The organism is Falsirhodobacter xinxiangensis, from assembly GCF_004959935.1.
Classification (GTDB): domain Bacteria; phylum Pseudomonadota; class Alphaproteobacteria; order Rhodobacterales; family Rhodobacteraceae; genus Falsirhodobacter; species Falsirhodobacter xinxiangensis.
On record NZ_SMYN01000019.1, the window covers coordinates 12,923 to 34,335 of the forward strand.

The 21,413-nt window shown below is 64.5% G+C and carries 18 protein-coding genes; 11 read left to right on the top strand and 7 right to left on the bottom strand.

Annotation, left to right across the window (positions count from 1 at the left end; genetic code table 11):
* Positions 1 to 3: 3 nt before the first annotated feature.
* The 5 genes from E2K76_RS16735 to E2K76_RS16755 are packed head-to-tail and all read left to right on the top strand — an operon-like array spanning position 4 to position 5,568.
* Complete coding sequence (locus E2K76_RS16735; protein WP_136685597.1) at positions 4 to 762, top strand: electron transfer flavoprotein subunit beta/FixA family protein; 759 nt, start codon at positions 4 to 6, stop codon at positions 760 to 762.
* Positions 762 to 1,685, top strand: a complete 924-nt coding sequence (locus tag E2K76_RS16740; RefSeq protein ID WP_136685598.1) for an electron transfer flavoprotein subunit alpha/FixB family protein — start codon at positions 762 to 764, stop codon at positions 1,683 to 1,685. The genes E2K76_RS16735 and E2K76_RS16740 overlap by 1 nt, the downstream gene beginning before the upstream one ends.
* 32 nt (positions 1,686 to 1,717) lie before the next feature.
* The gene (locus E2K76_RS16745) at positions 1,718 to 3,079 is read left to right on the top strand and encodes an aspartate aminotransferase family protein (RefSeq protein WP_136685599.1); all 1,362 of its coding nucleotides are present in this window, start codon (positions 1,718 to 1,720) and stop codon (positions 3,077 to 3,079) included.
* Between the two features lie 12 nt (positions 3,080 to 3,091).
* On the top strand, positions 3,092 to 4,135 hold the full coding sequence (locus E2K76_RS16750) for a tartrate dehydrogenase (protein WP_136685600.1): 1,044 nt from the start codon (positions 3,092 to 3,094) through the stop codon (positions 4,133 to 4,135).
* Positions 4,132 to 5,568 carry an NAD-dependent succinate-semialdehyde dehydrogenase gene (locus E2K76_RS16755; RefSeq protein WP_136685601.1) on the top strand — a complete coding sequence of 479 codons (1,437 nt, stop codon included), beginning with the start codon at positions 4,132 to 4,134 and terminating at the stop codon, positions 5,566 to 5,568. Before E2K76_RS16750 ends, E2K76_RS16755 begins: the two co-directional genes overlap by 4 nt.
* A gap of 27 nt (positions 5,569 to 5,595) precedes the next feature.
* Here E2K76_RS16755 and E2K76_RS16760 read toward each other — a convergent pair whose 3' ends face one another.
* Positions 5,596 to 7,794, bottom strand: a complete 2,199-nt coding sequence (locus E2K76_RS16760; protein ID WP_169053357.1) for an FAD-dependent oxidoreductase — start codon at positions 7,792 to 7,794, stop codon at positions 5,596 to 5,598.
* A gap of 230 nt (positions 7,795 to 8,024) precedes the next feature.
* On the opposite strand from E2K76_RS16760, the gene E2K76_RS16765 reads away from it, so the two are divergent.
* From E2K76_RS16765 to E2K76_RS16790, 6 genes are all read left to right on the top strand, one after another.
* On the top strand, positions 8,025 to 9,599 hold the full coding sequence (locus E2K76_RS16765) for an ABC transporter substrate-binding protein (RefSeq protein WP_169053358.1): 1,575 nt from the start codon (positions 8,025 to 8,027) through the stop codon (positions 9,597 to 9,599).
* 10 nt (positions 9,600 to 9,609) lie between these two features.
* Entirely contained in the window at positions 9,610 to 10,587 is a 978-nt protein-coding gene (locus E2K76_RS16770) for an ABC transporter permease (RefSeq protein WP_169053359.1), read from the top strand.
* Positions 10,580 to 11,407: an ABC transporter permease gene (locus E2K76_RS16775; RefSeq protein WP_169053360.1), complete on the top strand. Its 828-nt coding sequence runs from the start codon at positions 10,580 to 10,582 to the stop codon at positions 11,405 to 11,407. The genes E2K76_RS16770 and E2K76_RS16775 overlap by 8 nt, the downstream gene beginning before the upstream one ends.
* 1 nt (position 11,408) lies before the next feature.
* On the top strand, positions 11,409 to 12,971 hold the full coding sequence (locus tag E2K76_RS16780) for an ATP-binding cassette domain-containing protein (RefSeq protein ID WP_136685606.1): 1,563 nt from the start codon (positions 11,409 to 11,411) through the stop codon (positions 12,969 to 12,971).
* A 161-nt stretch (positions 12,972 to 13,132) separates the two neighbouring features.
* On the top strand, positions 13,133 to 14,365 hold the full coding sequence (locus E2K76_RS16785; RefSeq protein ID WP_136685607.1) for an FAD-dependent oxidoreductase: 1,233 nt from the start codon (positions 13,133 to 13,135) through the stop codon (positions 14,363 to 14,365).
* A gap of 10 nt (positions 14,366 to 14,375) precedes the next feature.
* Positions 14,376 to 15,386, top strand: a complete 1,011-nt coding sequence (locus E2K76_RS16790) for an amidohydrolase family protein (protein WP_136685608.1) — start codon at positions 14,376 to 14,378, stop codon at positions 15,384 to 15,386.
* 15 nt (positions 15,387 to 15,401) lie between these two features.
* Here the strand turns inward: E2K76_RS16790 and E2K76_RS16795 are convergent, their stop codons facing one another.
* The 6 genes from E2K76_RS16795 to E2K76_RS16820 are packed head-to-tail and all read right to left on the bottom strand — an operon-like array spanning position 15,402 to position 21,410.
* On the bottom strand, positions 15,402 to 15,872 hold the full coding sequence (locus E2K76_RS16795) for a (2Fe-2S)-binding protein (RefSeq protein WP_136685609.1): 471 nt from the start codon (positions 15,870 to 15,872) through the stop codon (positions 15,402 to 15,404).
* Positions 15,869 to 16,654, bottom strand: a complete 786-nt coding sequence (locus E2K76_RS16800; protein ID WP_136685610.1) for an FAD binding domain-containing protein — start codon at positions 16,652 to 16,654, stop codon at positions 15,869 to 15,871. The genes E2K76_RS16795 and E2K76_RS16800 overlap by 4 nt, the downstream gene beginning before the upstream one ends.
* A complete protein-coding gene (locus E2K76_RS16805) occupies positions 16,651 to 18,996 on the bottom strand; it encodes a xanthine dehydrogenase family protein molybdopterin-binding subunit (RefSeq protein ID WP_220432277.1) in 2,346 nt (781 codons plus the stop codon). The genes E2K76_RS16800 and E2K76_RS16805 overlap by 4 nt, the downstream gene beginning before the upstream one ends.
* Before the next feature lie 34 nt (positions 18,997 to 19,030).
* Positions 19,031 to 19,849 carry a sulfite exporter TauE/SafE family protein gene (locus E2K76_RS16810; RefSeq protein ID WP_136685612.1) on the bottom strand — a complete coding sequence of 273 codons (819 nt, stop codon included), beginning with the start codon at positions 19,847 to 19,849 and terminating at the stop codon, positions 19,031 to 19,033.
* Positions 19,846 to 20,628: an NAD-dependent epimerase/dehydratase family protein gene (locus E2K76_RS16815; RefSeq protein WP_136685613.1), complete on the bottom strand. Its 783-nt coding sequence runs from the start codon at positions 20,626 to 20,628 to the stop codon at positions 19,846 to 19,848. The genes E2K76_RS16810 and E2K76_RS16815 overlap by 4 nt, the downstream gene beginning before the upstream one ends.
* Positions 20,616 to 21,410, bottom strand: coding sequence for an aspartate dehydrogenase (locus tag E2K76_RS16820; protein ID WP_169053361.1), 795 nt, complete (start codon positions 21,408 to 21,410; stop codon positions 20,616 to 20,618). The genes E2K76_RS16815 and E2K76_RS16820 overlap by 13 nt, the downstream gene beginning before the upstream one ends.
* Positions 21,411 to 21,413: the final 3 nt, after the last annotated feature.

Here is a 21,413-nt window from a genome sequence, read left to right on the forward strand (position 1 = left end):
TTCATGAAAATCCTGGTCCCGGTTAAGCGGGTCATCGACTACAACGTGAAGGTTCGCGTTAAATCGGACGGTTCTGGCGTTGATTTGGCGAATGTGAAGATGTCGATGAACCCGTTCGACGAGATTGCGGTCGAGGAAGCGATCCGGCTGAAGGAACAGGGCACGGCGTCCGAGGTTGTGGTGGTTTCGATCGGGGTCAAGCAGGCGTCCGAGACGCTGCGGACGGCGCTTGCGATGGGGGCGGACCGCGCGATCCTGATCGAGGCGGCGGCGGATGTGAACACGGATATCGAGCCTTTGGCCGTGGCGAAACTGCTGGCGGCGGTGGTGCGCGACGAACAGCCGGGGCTGGTCATCGCGGGCAAACAGGCGATCGACAACGACATGAACGCGACGGGGCAGATGCTGTCGGCGCTTCTGGGCTGGTCTCAGGCGACCTTCGCCAGCAAGCTGGAGATCGAGGGCGAGGCCGCGCTGGTCACGCGCGAGGTTGACGGCGGCATGCAGACGATCCGCGTCAAGATGCCCACGATCGTGACCGTCGATCTGCGTCTGAACGAGCCGCGCTATGCCTCTCTGCCCAACATCATGAAGGCGAAAAAGAAGCCGCTGGAGGAGAAGACGCCCGCCGATTACGGCGTCGATGTCACGCCGCGGCTGACCATCGTCAAAACGGTGGAACCTGCGGGCCGCAGCGCGGGGATCAAGGTCGGCTCGGTGGACGAGCTGGTGTCGAAACTAAAAGAAGCGGGTGTGATCTGATGGCTGTTCTGGTTCTGGGAGAGGTCACGGACGGCCAGCTGTCGCTGGACGCGACGGCCAAAGCGGTGACGGCGGCCAAGGTTCTGGGCGAGGTGACGGTGCTGTGCGCGGGCGGTTCCGCCGCCGCTGCGGGGGCCGAGGCGGCCATGATCGAGGGCGTCGCCCGCGTGCTGGTGGCCGAGGATGCGACGCTGGGCCACCGTCTGGCGGAACCCACGGCGGCGCTGGTTGCGGGGCTTTCGGGCTATTCGCACATCGTGGCCCCCGCGACGACGGATGCGAAAAACGTGATGCCGCGCGTGGCGGCGCTGCTGGACGTGATGGTGATCTCGGACGTGGTGGGGATCGTGGATGCAGACACGTTCGAACGGCCCGTCTATGCGGGCAACGCGATGCAGACGGTGCGCTCGTCCGACGCGGTCAAGGTGCTGACGGTGCGCACGACGGCGTTCGAGGCGGCGGCATCGGGCGGTTCGGCAGCGGTCGAAAACGTGGCCGCAGCCGCCGATCCCGCGCTGTCGGAATGGGTCGAGGATAAGGTCGCAGCCTCCGACCGGCCGGATCTGACCTCGGCCGGGATCGTGGTGTCGGGCGGTCGCGGCATCGGGTCCGAGGAAAACTTCGCCATCGTCGCCGCGCTGGCCGACAAGCTGGGCGCCGCCGTCGGCGCATCCCGCGCCGCGGTGGACGCAGGCTATGCCCCCAACGACTGGCAGGTCGGGCAGACGGGCAAAGTCGTCGCCCCCGCGCTTTACGTCGCCGTTGGCATCTCGGGCGCAATCCAGCATCTTGCAGGGATGAAGGACAGCAAGGTCATCGTCGCCATCAACAAGGACGAAGACGCCCCCATCTTCCAGGTCGCAGACTACGGCCTCGTCGGTGATCTGTTCGAGATCGTGCCGGAGTTGACGGCAAAAATTTAACAGCCTTTCCTGCGCCACAACCGGAGACCACGATGCTGACCAATTCCCTTGTCGAACTTGACCGCCGCCACTTGATCCACCCTGTTTCGTCGTTCCGAGGGCACGAGGCGCGGGGCGTCCGCGTCCTGACCTCGGGCAAGGGCGCGATCGTCACCGACAGCGAGGGGCGCGATCTGATCGACGGATTCGCGGGTCTTTGGTGCGTGAACGCAGGCTATGGTCAGGAAAGCGTGGTCGAGGCAGCGAGCGAGCAGATGCGCCGTCTGCCCTATGCCACCGGCTATTTTGATCTGGGGTCCGAGGCCCCGATCAAGCTGGCGGCGGCCTTGGCCGACCGCGCGCCGGGCGATCTGAACCACGTCTACTTCACCCTTGGCGGGTCGGATGCGGTGGACAGCACCATCCGTTTCATCCGCTATTACTGGCATTCCAAGGGCCAGCCGCAGCGCGACCAGTTCATCTCGGTCGCCAACGGCTATCACGGCTCGACGACGGTGGGGGCGGGGCTGACGGCGCTTGCGGGGTTCCATGACGGGTTCGGCGTGCCTTACGACTGGCAGCACAAGATTTCTTCGCATTACGTCTATCGCAACCCGAACGCGGACATTGTCGCGGCCTCGGTCGCGGAACTGCGCGCCAAGATCGAGGCCATCGGGCCGGAGCGTGTCGGCGCATTCTATCTGGAGCCGATCCAGGGCTCGGGCGGTGTGCTGGTCCCGCCCAAGGGCTGGGTCAAGGCAATGCGCGATCTTTGCACGGAATACGAAATCCTGTTCGTTGCCGACGAGGTCATCACCGGCTTTGGCCGCACCGGCCCGCTGTTCGCCTGCGAGGACGAAGGGATCGTGCCGGACCTTATGACGGTCGCCAAGGGGCTTACCTCGGGCTATGTCCCGATGGGCGCGGTGCTTATGCGCGATCATGTCTACGAGACGATTGCCGAAGGGGCGGGGGCCAAGGCGGTCGGTCACGGGTTCACTTATTCCGCGCATCCCGTCTCGGCAGCCGTCGGGCTTGCGGTGCTGGAACTTTACGAGGGTGGTCTGCTGGAAAACGGTCGCCGCGCGGGTGCCCGGCTGATGGCGGGGCTGGAGACGTTGCGCGACCACCCGCTGGTCGGCGATGTGCGGGGCCGCGGGATGCTGGCCGCAGTCGAGTTGGTGACGGACAAGGACGCCAAAACGCCGCTGCCCGCATCGGTGCAGCCCGCGACGCGGCTGTTCGACCGCGCATGGGACCACGGGCTGATCGTGCGGTCATTCCCGCAGGGCATCTTTGGCTATGCCCCGCCCTTGTGTCTAACAGACGGGCAGGTGGACCAGATCGTCGCCCGCACCCGCGCCGTTCTGGACGAGACGCTGGACGATCCAGAAATCCGCGCCGTTCTGCGCTGAGGAGATATTGCCATGACGCCCCATAAGATAGCCCTTATCCCTGGCGACGGGATCGGGGTTGATGTCACCGATGCGGCGGTGCGTGTTTTGCAGGTTGCGGCGTCGCGTTTCGGCTTTGCGTTGCAGACCACACGCTTTGACTGGTCGTGCGAGACTTATCTGGCCACGGGCCGCATGATGCCCGAGGACGGGATCGAGACGCTGCGCGGGTTCGATGCGATCTATCTGGGCGCGGTGGGCTGGCCTGCGACTGTGCCGGATTCGGTCTCGCTGCACGGGCTTTTGCTGCCGATCCGCAAGGCGTTCGATCAATATGCCAACATCCGCCCGCACCGGCTTTTGCCCGGGGTGACCGGACCGTTGCGTGCCGACGGGTTCGACATCCTGTGCATTCGCGAGAATACCGAGGGCGAATATTCCGGTGCAGGCGGGCGCGTGCATCAGGGCACGGGCAACGAGGTCGCGGTCGAGACGGCAATTTTCACCCGCAAAGGGGTCGAACGGATCCTTCGTTTCGGGTTCGAACAGGCGCGCGCGCGGCGCAAACACCTGACCTCGGTCACGAAATCGAACGCGCAGAGGCATTCGATGGTCTTCTGGGACGAGGTGACGCGCGAGGTTGCCGCCGACTATCCCGACGTGACCGTCAGCATGATGCATATCGATGCGATGACGGCCAAGATGGTCATGGCCCCGCAGGATCTGGACGTGATCGTCGCGTCGAACCTGTTCGGGGACATTCTGACGGACCTTGGGGCGGCAATTCAGGGGGGCCTGGGGTTCGCGGCCTCGGCCAACATTTGCCCCGACCGCGGCAACCCGTCGATGTTCGAGCCGGTCCACGGATCGGCCCCCGACATCGCGGGCAAGAACATTGCCAACCCCATCGCCGCGATCTGGTCCGGCGCGATGATGCTGGACCATCTGGGCGAAGCACAGGCCGCCACCGCCGTGATGGCGGCGATCGAAGGTGCGACCGGCAAGGGCGTTGGCATCCGCCCCGGATCGCATGGCACCGCCGCCATCACCGCCGCCGTTCTGGAGGCATTGGCATGAACCTGACCGATCATGACCTGTTCCGCCAAGCCGCGCTGATCGACGGCAAATGGATCGCCCGCCCTGACATGGAGGTGACGAACCCCGCCACCGGCACAGCGATGGGCACCATACCCGATTGCACCGCAGACGAGACGACCCGCGCCATCGCTGCCGCCGAGACCGCGATGAAGGGCTGGCGGGCCTGCACCCATGCGGACCGCGCCGATGTCCTGATGCGATGGTATCAGCTGATGCTGGATCATGCCGAGGATCTTGCGCAGATCCTGACCGCCGAGCAGGGCAAACCGCTGGCCGAGGCAAAGGGCGAGGTAATTTATGGCGCGTCCTTCGTGCGCTGGTTCGCCGAGGAGGCGCGGCGGATCAACGGCTCGATCATCCCGTCGCCGCTGCCGGGCAAGAAGATTTTTGCGATGAAGGAACCCGTAGGGGTCTGCGCCATCATCACGCCGTGGAACTTTCCCATCGCGATGATCACCCGCAAGGTCGCGCCGGGGCTGGCTGCGGGCTGCACGATGGTGGTAAAGCCGTCCGACGTCACGCCCTATTCAGCGCTGGCGATGGCAGTGTTGGCCGAACGTGCGGGCGTGCCGCGCGGGGTCATCAACATCCTGACGGGCCGCCCCGAGGTGATCGGCGCTGCGCTGACCGCCAGCCCCGTGGTGCGCAAGCTGTCCTTTACCGGATCGACCCGCGTCGGTGCGCTGCTGGCCGAGCAATGTGCACCAACCCTGAAGCGGATGTCGCTGGAATTGGGCGGAAATGCGCCCTTTGTCGTTTTTGACGACGCCGATCTGGATGCGGTGGTTGAAGGGGCGATGCTGTCCAAGTTCCGCAATGGCGGGCAGACCTGCGTTTGCGCGAACCGCATCCTCGTGCAGTCGGGCATTCACGACGCCTTCGTTGCGGCGCTGGCAAAACGCGTCGATGCGTTAAAGGTCGGACCGGGAACCGAGGACGGCACCACCATCGGCCCGATGATTAATGCCGCCGCCATCGCGAAGATACGCAGCCATGTCGAGGATGCGCTGGCGCATGGCGCAACGAAGGCCACCGCCGTGCGGGATCTGGGTGCGGCCTATGCCGATCCCGTGGTGCTGGTGGGGGCCACGACGCGGATGCGGCTTGCCTCCGAGGAAACCTTCGGTCCGGTCGCCCCCGTTTTCCGCTTCGACACCGAGGAGGAGGCGCTGGCCATCGCCAACGGCACACCCTTCGGTCTTGCGGCCTACTTCTTCACCCGCGACATGGCCCGCGCCTTCCGCTTTGGCGAGGCGCTGGAGTTCGGGCTGGTCGGGCTGAACACCGGCGCGGTCAGCCATGCCGAGGCGCCCTTCGGCGGGGTCAAATCGTCGGGCCTTGGGCGCGAGGGCGCGCAGGAGGGGATCGAGGAATATCTTGAAACCAAGGCGTTCCATTTCGGCGGGCTGTAAGGGCCCGCCACAGCAACCCACCGTGATTCAGCTGCCGTTGCCCTTCGTCGTCGGTAGCAGAACGAACAGATGTCCGTCCCGTTCGATGACAGGGTGAACGGTCAGATGGCCGCAATCGGGCGGCGCGTTGTGGGGCCTGCCATCGGTCAGCCCGAATTCGGCGAAGTGAAGGGGGCAGACGATGCGCCCTTCTTCGATGAAGCCTTGGGACAGCGACGCGACCGAATGCGGGCAACCGTCATCGGTGGCAAAGACCCGCCCGTTCTGGCGCGTAACGGCAAACGGGCCGCGATCGTGATCGATGCGCACCAGCGCCGCCTCGGGGATGTTTGCGGCGGGGCAGAGCGGGTGTTCGCGCCGGGCGACCGTTTTTGCAGCAGGCGCGGCGGGTGCGGATGGGCCGTTGTGGGCCAGACGTCGCGCGGCGCTGTGGATCAGCTTTGGCGTGTCGATGCCGACCGCGAACCGGCCGAAATCCCAAAAGGTGCCTTGGGCCAAGAGGGGCGCGGCCTGTGGGTCCGGGTTTCCGACGATCTGAAGCCGATGACCGAACTGATCGGACCAGAACTGCAACGGTTCGTCCGTGGGCGGGGCTATACCAAGGATGTGGCGCGCGGCGCGTTCGGCCTGAAGGTTGGCGTTCTGCCAGCTTTCGATCCGCCCCGAGGGCTGGCGCGCAAGATCGCCGATGGCATAGACACCGGGCGTTCCGGTCGCGCCATGCACATCGGTCAGCACCCCGTCGGCGCAAGCAAGCCCCGCGCGGCGGGCCAGCCCGTCGTTGGCGACCATGCCCGCCGCGATCACCAGATGGTCGGCATGCAGCACCTGGGCCCCAAGGGTGGCGGTGATCCCATCGGCGGATTCGCGAAAGCGCGGCTCGATCCCGAAGCGCAGGGTGACGCCGTTGGCGTTGTGCAGGCGTGCCAGATGATCCGCAACGAGGGCAGGCAGGATGCGGGGGGCCAGCGCGGTCCCGCGGGCAAACAGCGTCACCTCCATCCCCGCAGCACGCGCGGCGGCGGCCGTCTCCATCCCGATCCAGCCGCCGCCGCAAACGAACAGCCGTCCGCCGGACGCAAGGGCTGACGACAGACGGTCTGCATCCTCGATCGTGCGCAGGACGTGAACGCGCCCGTGGCCGCGATCGACCCCTGCGATCCGCCGCGCCCGACCGCCGGTCGCAAGGATCAGCGTGCCGAACCCGGTTTCGGTGCCGTCCGTCGCCTCGATCCGGCGGCGGGCGATGTCCAGCGCATCGACCGCCGTATCCAGATGCAGGGCGATGCTTCGATCCTCGGCTTCGGCTGCGGTCAGCAGCACGGAAACGGGCGCCCGTCCCGCGATGCGCTTGGACAGCGGGGGCCTGTCATAGGGCAGGTGGCGTTCCGCGCCATAAATGCGGATTGCGCCCGCATATCCAAGCCGCCGTAGTGCCCGCGCCGCTGCAGCGCCCGCCTGACCGCCGCCTACGATGACCACCGGATCGATGGACGGCGCGGCCCGCGCCGCATCCAGCCGGTCGCCCAAGGAAAGCGTCCCGCCCGCGACCACCTCGCAATAGATACCGAAGTTCCGTTCGAACGTGCGGTTCAGCGTGCGCAGGATCGAGGCGTCTTCGGGCAAATCCTCGATTTCCAGCGTGGTGAAGGCGCAGCGGACACAAGGGCGCATCCCGCGCAGCCGCACCGCGCCCACAGTGAACTCCTGTCCGATCAGGGCATATTCGGGGATCTCGTCGGCCGGGGGCATGTCCAGCAGGATGTTCGGGCGAAACCGGCGTTCGTCCAGCACGGCACCGGGCAGGCGGCGGCGCAGACTTTCCATTGCCTGCACGCTTAACAGATGCAGCGGGGCAACGTTGTAGCGCGGACGATGCCCCGTGTCGTAGCGCCGCAGATCGACCCTTCGGCCAAGAAGGGTGGCGATTTCGGCAAGGATTTGCGGCGCGTCGCAATCATGCCAGTCTGCGCCATCGGTCGAAAGTTGCACCGTGCCGCCCCGGATACGGGCGAAGAAACGGGCGGCGGCGTTCCAGCGTGCATCCCGTGCGGGGTAAATATGCTCTGCGGTTTCGGCGTCGAAAAAACCGTAGCCCCGGTCATCTTCGATGCCCGTGTCGCAGATCGCTGCTGCGGCAAGGCGCTCACCCCCGAGCGAGCTGACGGGATAGCGATACAGCGCTTTTACCTCGCCTGTGATCCGGTCGGGATTGCTTTGTGTCATGCCTGCACCTGTCCGAGATATTGATTCGTCTGTATGCATGCGCAAGTTCCTAACCTGATGCGTTATTGAACAGACGTGCATATTTGAAATCTATGAATACAACATAATATGACTTGCAAACGAATTTTCTTGGCGCATTCAGCCTTTCATGCATTAATCGTAATTATACTTACGAAAGTTGCCACGGCAGAATGGCGCATCCCTGACAGAGAGGTCCAATGGTCTTTCCCATGCTTTCCCGTATCGGCTGCGCCCTTGGCGCCGGCCTATGTCTGACGTTGCCCACCCATGCCCAGGACGGCCCGCCCGTCAGCGGCGGCACCGCGATATTCGCGGTCGGCAGCGATCCCGCGACGATCAACCGCAACATCTCGACCAGCACGGCGGACGGACTGGTGTCCTGCGTGGTCTACGAGGGGCTGGTCGAGGTGCGGGCCGGTGGCGTCATCGCGCCCCTTCTGGCCAGTGAGTGGACGGTTTCGGATGACAATCTGGTCTATGAGTTCACGCTGCGTCAGGCAAACTGGCACGACGGGCAGCCGTTCACCTCGGCCGATGTCAAATACACGCTAGAGGAAGTGAGCGCGAAATTCAGCTCCACTTTCTCCATCACGGCGGCGGTGATCAGCAGCATCGAGGCCCCTGCGCCCGACAAGATCGTCGTGACGCTGGATCAGCCCTACGATCCGTTCCTGATGTCGCTGAACTGCACCCAAGGCGGCGCGATTCTGCCCAAGCATCTGTTCGAAGGGACCGATCCCGCAACCAACCCTGTTTCGACGCAGGCCCCCGTGGGAACGGGCGCGTTCAGGTTCGCCGAATGGCGGCGTGGCGAATACGTCAAGTTCGAGCGGAACCCCGATTACTGGGATGCGGGCAAACCCTATCTGGACGGGGTCATCGCGCAGGTGCTTCCGCAATCTTCGTCACGAACGCAGGCCCTGATGGCCGGAGAGATCGACTACGTCGCCTCGCAGATCATGCCCTCCAGCGATTATCGGATGCTGGCGGACAATCCGAATTTCGCGCTGATCCCTTCGCCGGTGCCGTCCATCGACGTGATGGTGGTGAACACCACCCGTCCCGGGCTGGATGATGCCAAGGTCCGGCAGGCGCTGATGATGGCGACCGACCGCGATTACCTGCTTGCGACCGCCTATCAGGGGGCCGGGGCCGCAGCGACCATGCCGTTCACGAACCGCATGCCATGGGCTGCGGATGCCGACACTGACTATACCAAACTCTACCCCTATGACCCGGACCGCGCGATTGCCCTTTTGGATCAGGCGGGGCTGATGCCGGATGCGGATGGCACGCGTTTGCGCGTCGCCCTTGGCTATCTGTCCGACGATCAGGATGGCCCGCTGGTCGCCACGGCGATCAAGAGCATGTGGTCCAAGGTGGGGGTCGATGTGACCATCGCACCGGGCGAGCGTGCGGCGATGGTGCCCAAGATATTCGTGGACAACGATTACGACCTTGCGCTTGTGTCCTACAGCAGTGGCGGCGATCCGGCGCTTGGTCTGGCGCGGATGTGGGTCAGCTCGGCCGCGGGGCGGTGTTGCGGCAACCCCACCGGATATTCCAATCCCGAGGTGGACCAGCTTTTCGATCAGGCCCAGCAGGCCGCAGGTCAACAAGCGCGCGGCGCGATCTATGCCAAGGTGCAGCACATCCTTGGCCGCGACCTGCCGACCCTGACCCTTCACGAGCGCATCCTCAGCAGCGGATTGACCGCGCGCCTGAAGGGGATGGAGCATGAATACTACCTTCCGACCTTCCGCGAAGCGTGGTTGCAGGATTGAGGAGAGCGCCATGTCCCGCCTGATCGTCTCGCGCCTGATATGGGTGCTGCCGGTGGTGTTCATCGTGCTGGTGATGAATTTTCTGCTGACGCGTCTGGTCCCCGGCGATCCGATCACCGCCCTGATCGGCGACTTTCCGGCCCCCCCAGAATACGAGGCCCGGATGCGGGCCGAGTTCGGCTTGGACGAGCCGCTGTGGAGACAGCTGCTTCTGTACCTCTGGGCGCTGGTGCAGGGGGATCTGGGCTACTCGTTCTTCAACCGCCAGCCCGTTGCGCAACTGCTGTGGGAGCGCACGCTGAACACGCTGCTGCTGATGGTGCCGGTGCTGATCATCTCCTCGGTTCTGGGGGTGCTGGTGGGGATGTATGCGGCGGTCCAGCGATCGCGGGCGCTGGATGTGCTGATCTCGGCGCTTAGCCTCGGGGGCAAGTCGGTGCCGATCTTTTGGTCGGGGCAGGTGCTTATCATCCTGTTCGCCGTCAACCTGCAATGGCTGCCTGCCCAAGGGATGCAGAGCATTCGCGGCGTGGATCCGGGCTGGCCGCAGGTCTGGGACTTTGTGGCGCACTGGCTCATGCCGGGGGCCATCGCGGTCGCCTTCAATATGGCCATTGTCGCGCGCGTGGCGCGGGTTGCGTTCAAGGAATCCATCCTTGGCGATTACGTTACCACCGGACGGGCGGCGGGCCTGTCGCAGCGGGTCGTACTGTTCCGGCATGTGATGCCGAACGCAATGATCCCGATCATCACCGTCGTGGGCAACAACTTCTCGAACCTGCTGACCGGCACGATCATGGTCGAGGCAGTCTTTGGATGGCCCGGCCTTGGGCAGGTGTTTATGACATCGATCGCGCAGCGCGATTATCCCGTTCTGCAAGGCGTGTTCCTTCTGGTGACGCTTGTCACCATCCTCGCAAACCTGATTACGGATATCCTTTATGCAATCGTCGATCCCCGCGTCCGGGCCGGATACGCGCGTGCGTGACCGTCGGCTTGTCCGGCTGCTGTCAAGCTCCGTCGCGATCCTCAGCTTTGGTGTCATCCTTGTGCTTTTGGGATGCGCCGTCATCGGCCCCATTGTCTATTCCGGGCAAGAGCTGGCGCTGACGTCGGCCTCGCTCGTGCCGCCCTCGGGCCAAAGCTGGCTGGGCACGGACGAGCTGGGGCGCGATGTCTTTGTGCAAATGCTGTTCGGCAGCCGGACCTCGCTTCTGGTCGGGGTGGCGGCGGCTGTGTCGGCCACGCTGGTCGGTATCGCCATCGGTGCGATCGCGGGCTTTGGCAGCAATCGGGTCGATACCGTTGTCATGCGCGTGACCGAGATATTTCAGGTCATGCCGTCCTTCGTTCTGGCCGCCGTGATCGTCGCACTTTGGGGGCCGGGGACAATGCGGATCATCCTTATCATCGCCATCCTGTCATGGCCCCAGACCGCGCGCCTGATGCGGGGCGAGGTGTTGCGGATCAAGTCGCTAGATTACGTGAACGCCGCCCGCTGCCTTGGGATGACCGAAACGCAGATCCTGTGGCGAGAGGTGGTGCCCAATGCGTTGGCACCGGTCCTGACGGTCGGCACGCTGATCGTCGGGCAGGCGATTTTGCTGGAGGCAGGCCTTGCCTTCTTCGGCCTGACAAGCCCCGACGTCGCCAGCTGGGGCAAGATGCTGAACTCGGGTCAGCGGTTTTTCTATCAGGGATGGTGGCTGTCGGTGTTCCCCGGCCTTGCGATCTTTGTGACCGTGCTTGCCTTCAACCTTGCGGGCGACAAGGTGGCCGAAATATTCAACCCCCGCTCGGAGGATTGAGATGGAAACCGCATTTCTGGACGTCGAGAATCTTGGCGTCACCTATCGCGCGGGGGACCGTTCCGTGGTGGCGGTCGGCGGCGTGGACATTCGTATCGGGCAGGGGGAATCCGTCGGCATCGTCGGGGAATCGGGGTCGGGAAAATCGACCTTCGCCCGCGCGATCATGGATCTGCTGCCCGCCTCGGCGCAGCCCGCGATCACGGGAACGATCCGGCTGGACGGCAAGGATGTAAAGATCGCGGACCTGCACCGCGTGCGCGGGCGCGACTTCGCGATGGTTTTTCAGGACCCCCTCAGCTATCTTGATCCGTTGATGCGGGTGGGCGACCAGATTGCCGAGGTGGTGCACGTTCACGACCGCAAGGCGGGGCGCGACCGCGTGGGCGAGCTGTTGGAGATGGTTCAGTTGCAGCGCACGCACGCGCGCTTTTACCCGCACGAGCTGTCGGGCGGAATGCGCCAGCGGGTGATGATCGCGATGGCGCTTGCCTGCAAGGCGCGCCTGCTGATCGCGGACGAGCCGACGACGGCGCTGGATGTCACCACGCAAAAAGAAATCCTGCTGCTGATCGCCCGCCTGCGCCGCGATCTGGGGATGAGCCTTCTGCTGATCAGCCACGATCTTGGCGTCGTGTCCGAGATGTGCGAGCGTGTCTATGTCATGTTGCGCGGCAAGGTCATCGAAAGCGGCCCCGTGCGTGACGTCTTTCGCACCCCCCGGCACGACTATACCCGCGCCCTGATCGCGGCAGGATCGGATCAGGCGAAACCGTTGCCCGTGCCGGTGCATGACAACGGCCCGATCCTGACCCTGCGCGGCGTGGGAAAGACCTTCGGCAGCGGCGCGTCTGCCTTTCGCGTGCTGGACGGGATCGATCTGGATTTGCATCAGGGTGAGACGGTTGCACTGGTCGGGGAAAGCGGCTCCGGCAAATCGACGCTTGCCCGCGTGATCCTATCGCTAATCGCGCCGGATCAGGGTGATGTCACGCTGAACGGGCAGGTCCTGAACAAGCTGCCTGCCGCCGCGCTGCAAAAGGCGCGCTCGGCCATGTATCCCGTTTTTCAGGATTCGAGCGAGGCGTTCAACCCGCGCCGCAACATTCGCGGCGTCCTGTCCCAGGCGCTGGACGTGGCGGGGGTGCCTGCGCGCGATGCCGCGATGACCGCGCTGTTGGAGCAGGTGCAGCTGCGCCCGGGACAGCCCTATCTGGACCGTTTCGCGCACGAGCTTTCGGGCGGCCAGCGACAACGTCTTGCAATCGCGCGGGCCTTGGCCACAGGGGCCGAGGTGATCGTCGCGGACGAGCCGTTGTCGGGGGCGGACCTGTCGATCCGCGCGCTGGTCGTGGACCTTTTGCGCCAGCTTCAGGCAGATCGTAGTCTTGCCTACATTTTTATTACGCACGATATCTGGCTTGCCCATTCCTTTGCCCATCGCATCGCCGTCATGTACAAAGGCCGGATTGTCGAGGAAGGGCCCGCAGATGCAATCATCCGCCATCCAAAGCACGACTATACCCGCAAGCTGGTCGCGGCGGCGCCAGTTCTAAAGCTCTAATACCGCGTGTAAATCCATTTTCATTCCGCCCTTTTCTTCAGCGCCTGCCTCCCCCGATGCGGGCGCTTTTCCATTTCCGCACCCTCATCCGCCGATAAGGATTGAATGCGGCAAAATATAATCGTAAGCATACCAGCATAAATTAGAAAACGGGGACGTATATGTCTGATTCCAAGCCGGTCGCCATCGTTGGTGCAGGGCCCGTCGGGGCCGTCATGGCGCTTGCGCTTAGTCGCAAGGGCATTCCTGTGGTGCTGATCGAGGCCGAGTATGCCCCGATTCAGGATCAGCGCGCAGCCACCGTTCACCCCCCCACGGTCGAGATGTTCGCCGAGCTGGGCCTGCTGGACGACGCGTTTTCCGAGGCCCCCTCGGGCGGGCTGCAATCGCCGATCTTCCACTATCGCAACCGCGTGGATAACGAGCTGGTCGCGGTTTTCGACGTGGATGTCCTAAAGGGCGAGGTCGCCTATCCCTTCGTTCTGCAATGGGAGCAATATAAGCTGGTCGAGGCCGTGGTCCCAAAGCTTGAGGCCGACCCCCTTGCCGAAGTGCGCTTTGGCTGGCGGCTGACCGGGATGGAGCAATCCGAAGACGACGTGACGCTGACCCTGACCAACCCTGCGGGAGAGCCGGAGACGCTGGTCGCTTCTTATGTCATCGGCACCGACGGTTTTCGTTCGACCGTGCGCGAGCTTGCGGGGATCGAATTCGAGGGCTTCACCTGGGCCGAGCGGTTCATCAAGATCGGCACGACCTTCGACTATCTGGATACCGACCGCGGTTACTGCACGCGCAACTACTTCTCTGACCCCGACGAATGGCTGAACCTGTTCAAAGTGAAGGGCGAGGGCGGGAACGGCATCTGGCGCGGCATCTTTCCCGTGCCGGCGGACGAGCGGGACGAGGACGCCATGAGCCTTGAAGGCGTGCAGCGGCGTCTTCAGAACCTGTACCCCAAGGACGGCGATTACGACATCGCCTATCACGCGCTTTACAAAGTGCACCAGCGGGTGGCGAAGACCTATAACCTTGGCCGCGTGTTCCTTGCCGGCGACGCCGCGCATGTGAACAACCCCATCGGTGGCATGGGCATGAACGGCGGCATCCATGATGCGATGAACCTTGCCGAAAAGCTGGCCGATGTCTGGTTCGCCCGCGCCGACGCATCGGTCTTCGACCGCTATTCGCGCCAGCGTCGCAAGGCGCAGATCGACTTCGTGCAGGCCCAGTCCATCCAGAACAAGAAAAGTCTGGAAGAGAAGGACCCCGCTCTGCGCCGCAAGTCGCTCGATAACCTGCGCCGCATGTCCGAGAACACCGACCTGCACAAGCAATTCATCTACCGCAGCTCTTTGTTCGAGAGCCTGAAATCCGCCAACGCCGTCGAATAAGGAAAGCCCGATGATCCGCACCGATGCCTTTACCCATCTGTTCCCCCCCGCCTATTTCGAACGGATTCAAGAGCTGATCCCCAACAAGGGCCCCATCAAGCGCTGGCTGACCATCCCTACGCTTTATGATGTCGAGGCGCGTCTGCGCATGATCGACAGCTTTGGCGACTATCAGCAGATCCTGTCGAACTCTCAGCCTCCGATCGAACAGATCTGCGGCCCCGAGGACAGTCCCGCGCTGGCCCGCCTTGCCAACGACGGCTTTGCCGAGCTGTGCCGGAAATACCCCGACCACTTCCCGACCTTCGTCGCATCCCTGCCGATGAACAACACCCGCGCCTCGATCGAGGAAATCGACCGTTGCGTCGAGGAGTTGGGCGCGGGCGGCGTGCAATTCTTTACCAACGTGGACGGCGCGCCGCTGGATCACGACGACTACTTCCCGATCTTCGAACGCATGGCGCATCACGATCTGCCGATCTGGCTGCACCCGACGCGAGGCGCGAAATTTTCGGATTACGCTAAAGAGGAAAAATCGAAATACGAGGTGTGGTGGACCTTTGGCTGGCCCTACGAGACATCCGCCGCGATGTCGCATATCGTGTTTTCCAAGATCTTCGAAAAGCTGCCGGACCTGAAGATCATCACCCACCACATGGGCGCGATGGTTCCATTCTTCGAAGGGCGCGTCGGTCCCGGCTGGGACCAGCTTGGCAGCCGTACCTCGGACGAGGATTACGATGGGCTTCTTGCCTCGCTGCAAAAGCGTCCGGTCGATTACTTCAAAATGTTCTATGCCGACACGGCCCTGTTCGGATCGCTTTCGGCGACGAAATGCGGTTTTGATTTCTTTGGCGCGGACAAGATCATCTTTGCCAGCGACTGCCCGTTCGACCCCGAGGGCGGCTATCAGTTCATCCGCGATACGATGAACGTGCTGGACCAGATGGACCTGACACCGCAGGACCGCGAGAACGTCATGGGCGGAAACATCCGCCGCATGATGAAGGTCAAGGTCTGAAAATCGGCGCGGCGCTCAGGCGCCGCGCAATTCCTCGGCTGCGCTGGCGATGGCGGCGACGATGCCCATGTATCCCGTGCAGCGGCAGACCTGCCCGCTGAGTGCATTGCGGATCTGATCCTCGGACGGGGTGGGGTGGCGGGCGATGATGTCCGCCGCCATCATCAGCATTCCCAGCGTGCAGAACCCGCATTGCAGCGCGTGCTTTTCGTGGAAATGGCGGCGGATGACGCCGAATGTCTCGTCCTTGCGCGTCGCCTCGATCGTGCGGACCTCGCGCCCGTCGCAGGTGGCGGCCAGCACGATGCAGGACCGCACGGGCATCCCGTCCAGATGCACGGTGCAGGCCCCGCAGGCCCCGTGGTCGCAGCCGACATGCGTGCCGGTCATGTCGCAGCGGTTGCGGACCAGATCGGACAGCGTTTCTCGTGGTTCAACGGATACGGTGCGGGGGGTGCCGTTCAGGGTCAGGGTCACGTCGATCATGATTGCGCTTCCTTTATCGCGGCAAGAACGGTGGCAAGGTGGCAGCGGCGCTTGTAGGCGTCTGCGTCGGGATCGGCATCCGCCAGATCGGCAAGGATCGCGGCCCGCAGGTCGCCATGCAGCGCGGATTCCGCCCGCCGCAGACGCTGGGCGCGCGACTGCGTGCCGGTCAGCGCGATGCGGGGGGCATCGCCCAGCACGCAGATCGCCAGCGAATCCGCAAAGGCCCCGCTTTTGCGCGTAACCTTGTACACTCCCCATGGCGCGGTGTTGCGGGGGATGCGGATGGCGCGGATGATCTCCCCCGCCTCCAGCGTGGTTGTGTAGGCGTCCTGAAGGAAATCCTCGATGGCTTCCTCGCGCGACGTGGCCCCTTCGATCAGCACGGTCGCGTCCAGCGCCAGCAGGCAGCAGGGCCAATCCGCCGCCGGATCGGCCAACGCAAGGCTGCCGCCGATGGTGCCCATATTCCGCACCGCGCGATAGGCGATCTTGGACGCGATGCGCGGCATCAACCCGCCCGAGGGATCTGGCACCGCCCCATCCTCGATCATCGCATGGGTGGTCAACGCGCCCAGCGTCACGGCATCGGGTGTCTCGTTCACGCCGCGCAGCTCGGACAGGCGCGACAGGTCGATCATCGTCTCGGCCGAGGTGACACGCAGGTTCAACATTGCCATCAGCGACTGGCCACCCGCCAGAAATGTCGTCTCGTCATTTGCCGCGTCAAGGGCGTCGGGCAGGGACGTGGGGCGCAGATATTCGAAATTTGCTGACTTCATTCCTCGCCCCTCGCCAATGCGACGGCATCCGAGACGCGGCGCGGCGTCATCGGCGTTTCGCAGAACTTTGCGCCAATGTCGCGGAAGGCGTCCGTCAGCGCGTTGGCAATGGCGGCGGGGGGCGCGATGGCCCCGCCTTCGCCCATGCCCTTGACGCCGTGTTCGGTGCTGGTCGCAGGGGTCACCATGTGGCCGATGCGGAACGACGGGATTTCCGGCGCGCAGGGCATCAGGTAGTCGCCCCAAGTGGTCGCAATCGGCTGGCCGGTTTCGTCATAGGGGATCTCCTCGTACAGCGCGGTGCCGATGCCTTGGGCAACGCCGCCGATGATCTGGCCGTCCACGATCATCGGGTTGATCAGGTTGCCGCAATCCTCCACCACGACGTAATCGAGGATACGCGTCACCCCTGTTTCTGGATGCGCAGCCACCACCACGGCATGAACGCCATAGGAGAATACTCCGCCGCTTTCGGGGGGTTCATAGGTTGCCGTCGCCTCCAGCCCCGGTGCCATCCCTTCGGGCAGCGCCTCGGGGCGGATGTTGGCGGCGCGGGCAATCTCGGGGATCGGGATGCTTCCTTGCGGTCCGTGCGCCGCGCCGTCCCGCAGCGTGATCAGGTCCGGCGTGGTTTGGAGCAGATGCGCGGCGACGGCGCGGATTTTTTCGGCCAGCGCTGCGGCGGCCTTGGTCACCGCGCCACCGCAAAACACGATGGACCGCGACGCGAACGTGCCGAAACCGAAGGGAGAGATCGAGGTATCCCCATGCCGCACCACGATCTGCGCAGGCGTCAGGCCAAGCCCGTCTGCGGCGATCTGCGCCAGCGACGTCTCCAACCCCTGACCGTGGCTTTGGATCGCGACCAGAACCTGCGCTGATCCATCGGGCATCATGCGGATCGTTGCCGTCTCATATCCCGGCACGACGCGGGACTTGCGCTTGACCCATTCAACGGTGCCGTGGCCGCTTTGCTCGGTATAGCAGGCAAAGCCGACGCCGATGCGGGTGCCGTCAGGTTCCCCCGCCGCCTGCCGCGCACGGACCGCGGGCAGGTCGATCATCGCCACCGCCTTGTCCAGCGCAGTAGGATAGTCGCCGTTGTCCAGCCTCAGCCCGCCGCCGGTGCGATAGGGCATCTCGGTCGGGCCGACCAGATTGCGGTGGCGGATCTCGACCGGGTCGATGCCCAGCTCGTGTGCCAATTCGTCCACCAGCCGTTCGATCGCGAAACAGGCGCCGGGGCGGGCCACACCGCGATAGGGGCCAAGCGGCGCCTTGTTGGTCGCAACCGTATGCGTGTCGATGTTCAGATGCTGGATGCGATAGGACCCCGGCAGGTTCCGCGCCGCCATGCTCGTTTCCATGAACGGCCCCGACGGCCAAAGCGCATAGGCCCCGGCATCGACATGGATCGACCCCTCGATCCCCAGAATGGTGCCGTCGCGTTCGGCCAGCACGGTCAGGTCGTAATGATGTTCCCGCGCGTGGACGGATGCGATCAGATGCTCGTTCCGATCCTCGATCCAGCGGACAGGGTGATCGACGCTCAGCGCAAGGGCGGCCATCGCGATTTCCTCGGGCATCAGGCGGTTCTTGCCGCCGAAACCGCCGCCCACATCCACGGCCACGACGCGCAGGCGGTGTTCGGGAATGCCAAGCGCGATGGACAGCCCGTGGCGCATTACATGCGGCCCTTGGGTCGATGTGTAGACCACCAACTCGTCCGTGCGGTGGTCGCGATATGCGACGACGCCGCGCGTCTCCAACGGGTTGGCGGCTTGCCGGTTCATCTTGAACCGCCGCCGCATCCGCACGGGCGCATCCGCCACCGACGCGATATCGCCCCCCGTGATGACGGAGTGGATAAAGCCGTTGTCCGGCCAGTCGTCATGCAGCCGCGCCGCACCCTTGGCCAGCGCGTTCACCGCGTCGATCACGGGGGGCAGCTCCTCCACATCGACCCAGACGGCAGAGGCGACATCCTCGGCCAGCGCGCGGTTCGCGCCAAGGCACATCGCAACCGGCTGGCCCGCGAACAGTACCTTGCCGTCCGCCAGCGGCGGATAGACGGCGTTGCGGAACGTCCCCAGTTCCGGCCCTGCGAACAGCGGATGGATGGTCGGCAGATCGGCCAGTGTCCAGACCGTGCCCGGCTCCGCCCCGCCCGCATCGATGGAAAGGATGCGACCGTGGGCCGAGGCGCTGCGCACAAAGGCTACGTCCTGCATGTGCGGCAACCGCAGATCGGCGACGAACTGGCTTGCCCCCAGCAGGTGGCGGGCGTCTTCCTTTCGGAGCAATGGCTTGCCGATCCATCGGTCGGCTGTCTCGCTATGCATGTCGTCGTCTTTCGCAGATGTCATGGGTTTCGCGTCAGGTCAGCATCTTGATCGCGGTGATGCCAAGAAACACGGCAAAAAAGCGCTTTACGATCCGGGGATCGAGGCTATGGGCAAGACCCGCGCCAAAAGGGGCAAGCGCGGTTGTCAGAGGCAGGATCAGCGCCACCGCGACAAGGTTCACGTAACCGACGGAAAAGGGCAAGCGATCCGCCACGCCCAGCCCGGAAAGCACGAACCCCGCCGTTGCCGGAACCGCAATAAACAGCCCCAGCATCGACGCGGTGCCGACCGCGCGCCGGATCGGCACCGAAAACGCTACCATCGTCGGCACCGCCAGCGATCCGCCCCCGATCCCCATCAGCGCCGAGAATGCGCCGATTACGCAGGCGATCGCAGCGTTTACCGTCCGGCTGGCCGGCATCTCCGCGCGCAGCACCAAAGACTTCGGCGTCGCCATGTTGATCGCGACCAGCACGGCGACGATGCCGAAAACGGCGCGCAGCACGTCGCCATCGATGAACCGCGCCGCCAGCCCCGATGCAAGCGCGCCAAAGGCCACGGCCGGACCCCACCGCCACAGGATCGCAGCGTCGATCCCGTCCTTCTTGCGATGCGCCCGCGCCGAAACGACAGAGGTCGCGATGATCGTGGCCAGCGACGATGCCACCGCCATGTGCATCGCGACGTCGTCCTCCACCTCGGTCAGGGTGAACAGCCAGAACAGCACCGGCACCAGAACGATGCCTCCACCCACGCCCAGCAGCCCCGAAAGCACACCCGCCAACGCCGAGGCCGCGAGCAGCCCCGCCAACAACAAAATCGCCTCGTGCAAAGGTATGCCCAGTATCATGCGCGATCCTCGGCAAGCGGGGCGGTTGCAAATGGGCCGCCTTGAAAACGCTCGGGCGAGGGGCCGTCGAAGCGGGCGGCAAAGGCATCGGCGTCGTCCTTGGGCCGATACCCCAGCACCCGAAGGGCAGGGCTGTGCCAGAATCCCTCGCGCGTTTCCGAGGTAGCATAGACGACCATATGCCCGATCCGTCCCGCCGAAAGGCCCAACCGCACCAGCTGTTCAAGGTCGCGGTGCGACAACCATGTGGCAAGCATCCGCCGCGCCGTGGGTTCGGGGAAACAGGACCCGATCCGCAGGCACAACGTCTCTATCCCAAAACGGTCGAAATAAAAGCGCGACAGATCCTCGCCGAAGCTTTTGGACACGCCATAGAAACTGTCGGGTCGGCGGGGGCTGGCGGGATCGATCACCTCGGTCACTGGATGAAAGCCCGTGACGTGGTTCGATGAGGCCCAGACGATGCGCCGCACGCCCGCCTTGCGAGCCGCCTCGTAAAGCACCTGCATGCCGACGATGTTGGAATGAAGGACATCGGCAAAGCTGTGGATGCCCGAACGTCCGCCGAAATGGGCGATGGCATCGAGCCCTGCGACCATGCGCGCGCACAGATCGGGATCGGTCAGATCGCCCTGAAACAGCGTCTCGTTCGCGCGGGCAGGGCCAAGATCGGCAACGTCGTTCAGGTGCAGCGCGAAATCCTGCGCCAGCGCCCCGCGCAGATAGCTGCCGATGCGCCCCGATGCTCCGGTCAGCAGCACCCTTTTCATATCACGCATCTTGCCACCGCCATCTCTATCGCCCGCGTCAAAGAGGACGGGGCGAGAACCGAGCTTTTGGGATTGTCGGGCAAAACGCGCCCGTTGACCGAGATCGCGATCTCTCCGAATGCACCGCTGGCGAGGATGACATGGCGGTTGCCGGTGGCCTCGGGGTCGGCGATCAGGGCGACCTCGGTCGCATCGAAGCCCGTTCCGGCAAGGGCCACCGTTGCCGCCACGTTGGCGTTCTTGGGGAATGCCAGCGCAGCCTCGCGCGCGGTGCCGGTAAAGAAAACGACCGGCGAGGTGACGGCACGCAGATCGAGCGTATCCTCGGCGGGGGTGCCAAGCCACGCGGCGGGAGCCTTGCGGCTTTCATAGCGAACCTTGTCCAGCCCCGCATGACGCGCCGACCCCAGAACGTCCAGCCCGCCCAGTGCGCCCGAGGGGATGACAATTCTGCCGCCCCGTTCGGCGGCGCGGCGCAGGTCAGCCTCGGTCTCGTGATCGGCAAGCGCCCCCACCGAGGCGATGACCAGGTCGGCACCCAGACCCAGCACTCGCACGCCCAAGGCCCGCAGCGCCGCGTGACCCGCACATTCCACGACCAGCGTCGGCGCAAAGGCCGCGAACGCGTCCCAGTCAGCCGTGACCAGCGCGCCAGCGGGCGCGACGGCCCGCGTCTGTTCCAGTGCGCGGGGCGTGCTCAGGATCGCGCCGACCGGAACGGTCGAAAGCTGCCGCGCGATCTGCTGGCCGATCGCGCCAAACCCGATCATTCCAAGGCGCAGTTCAGTCATTTC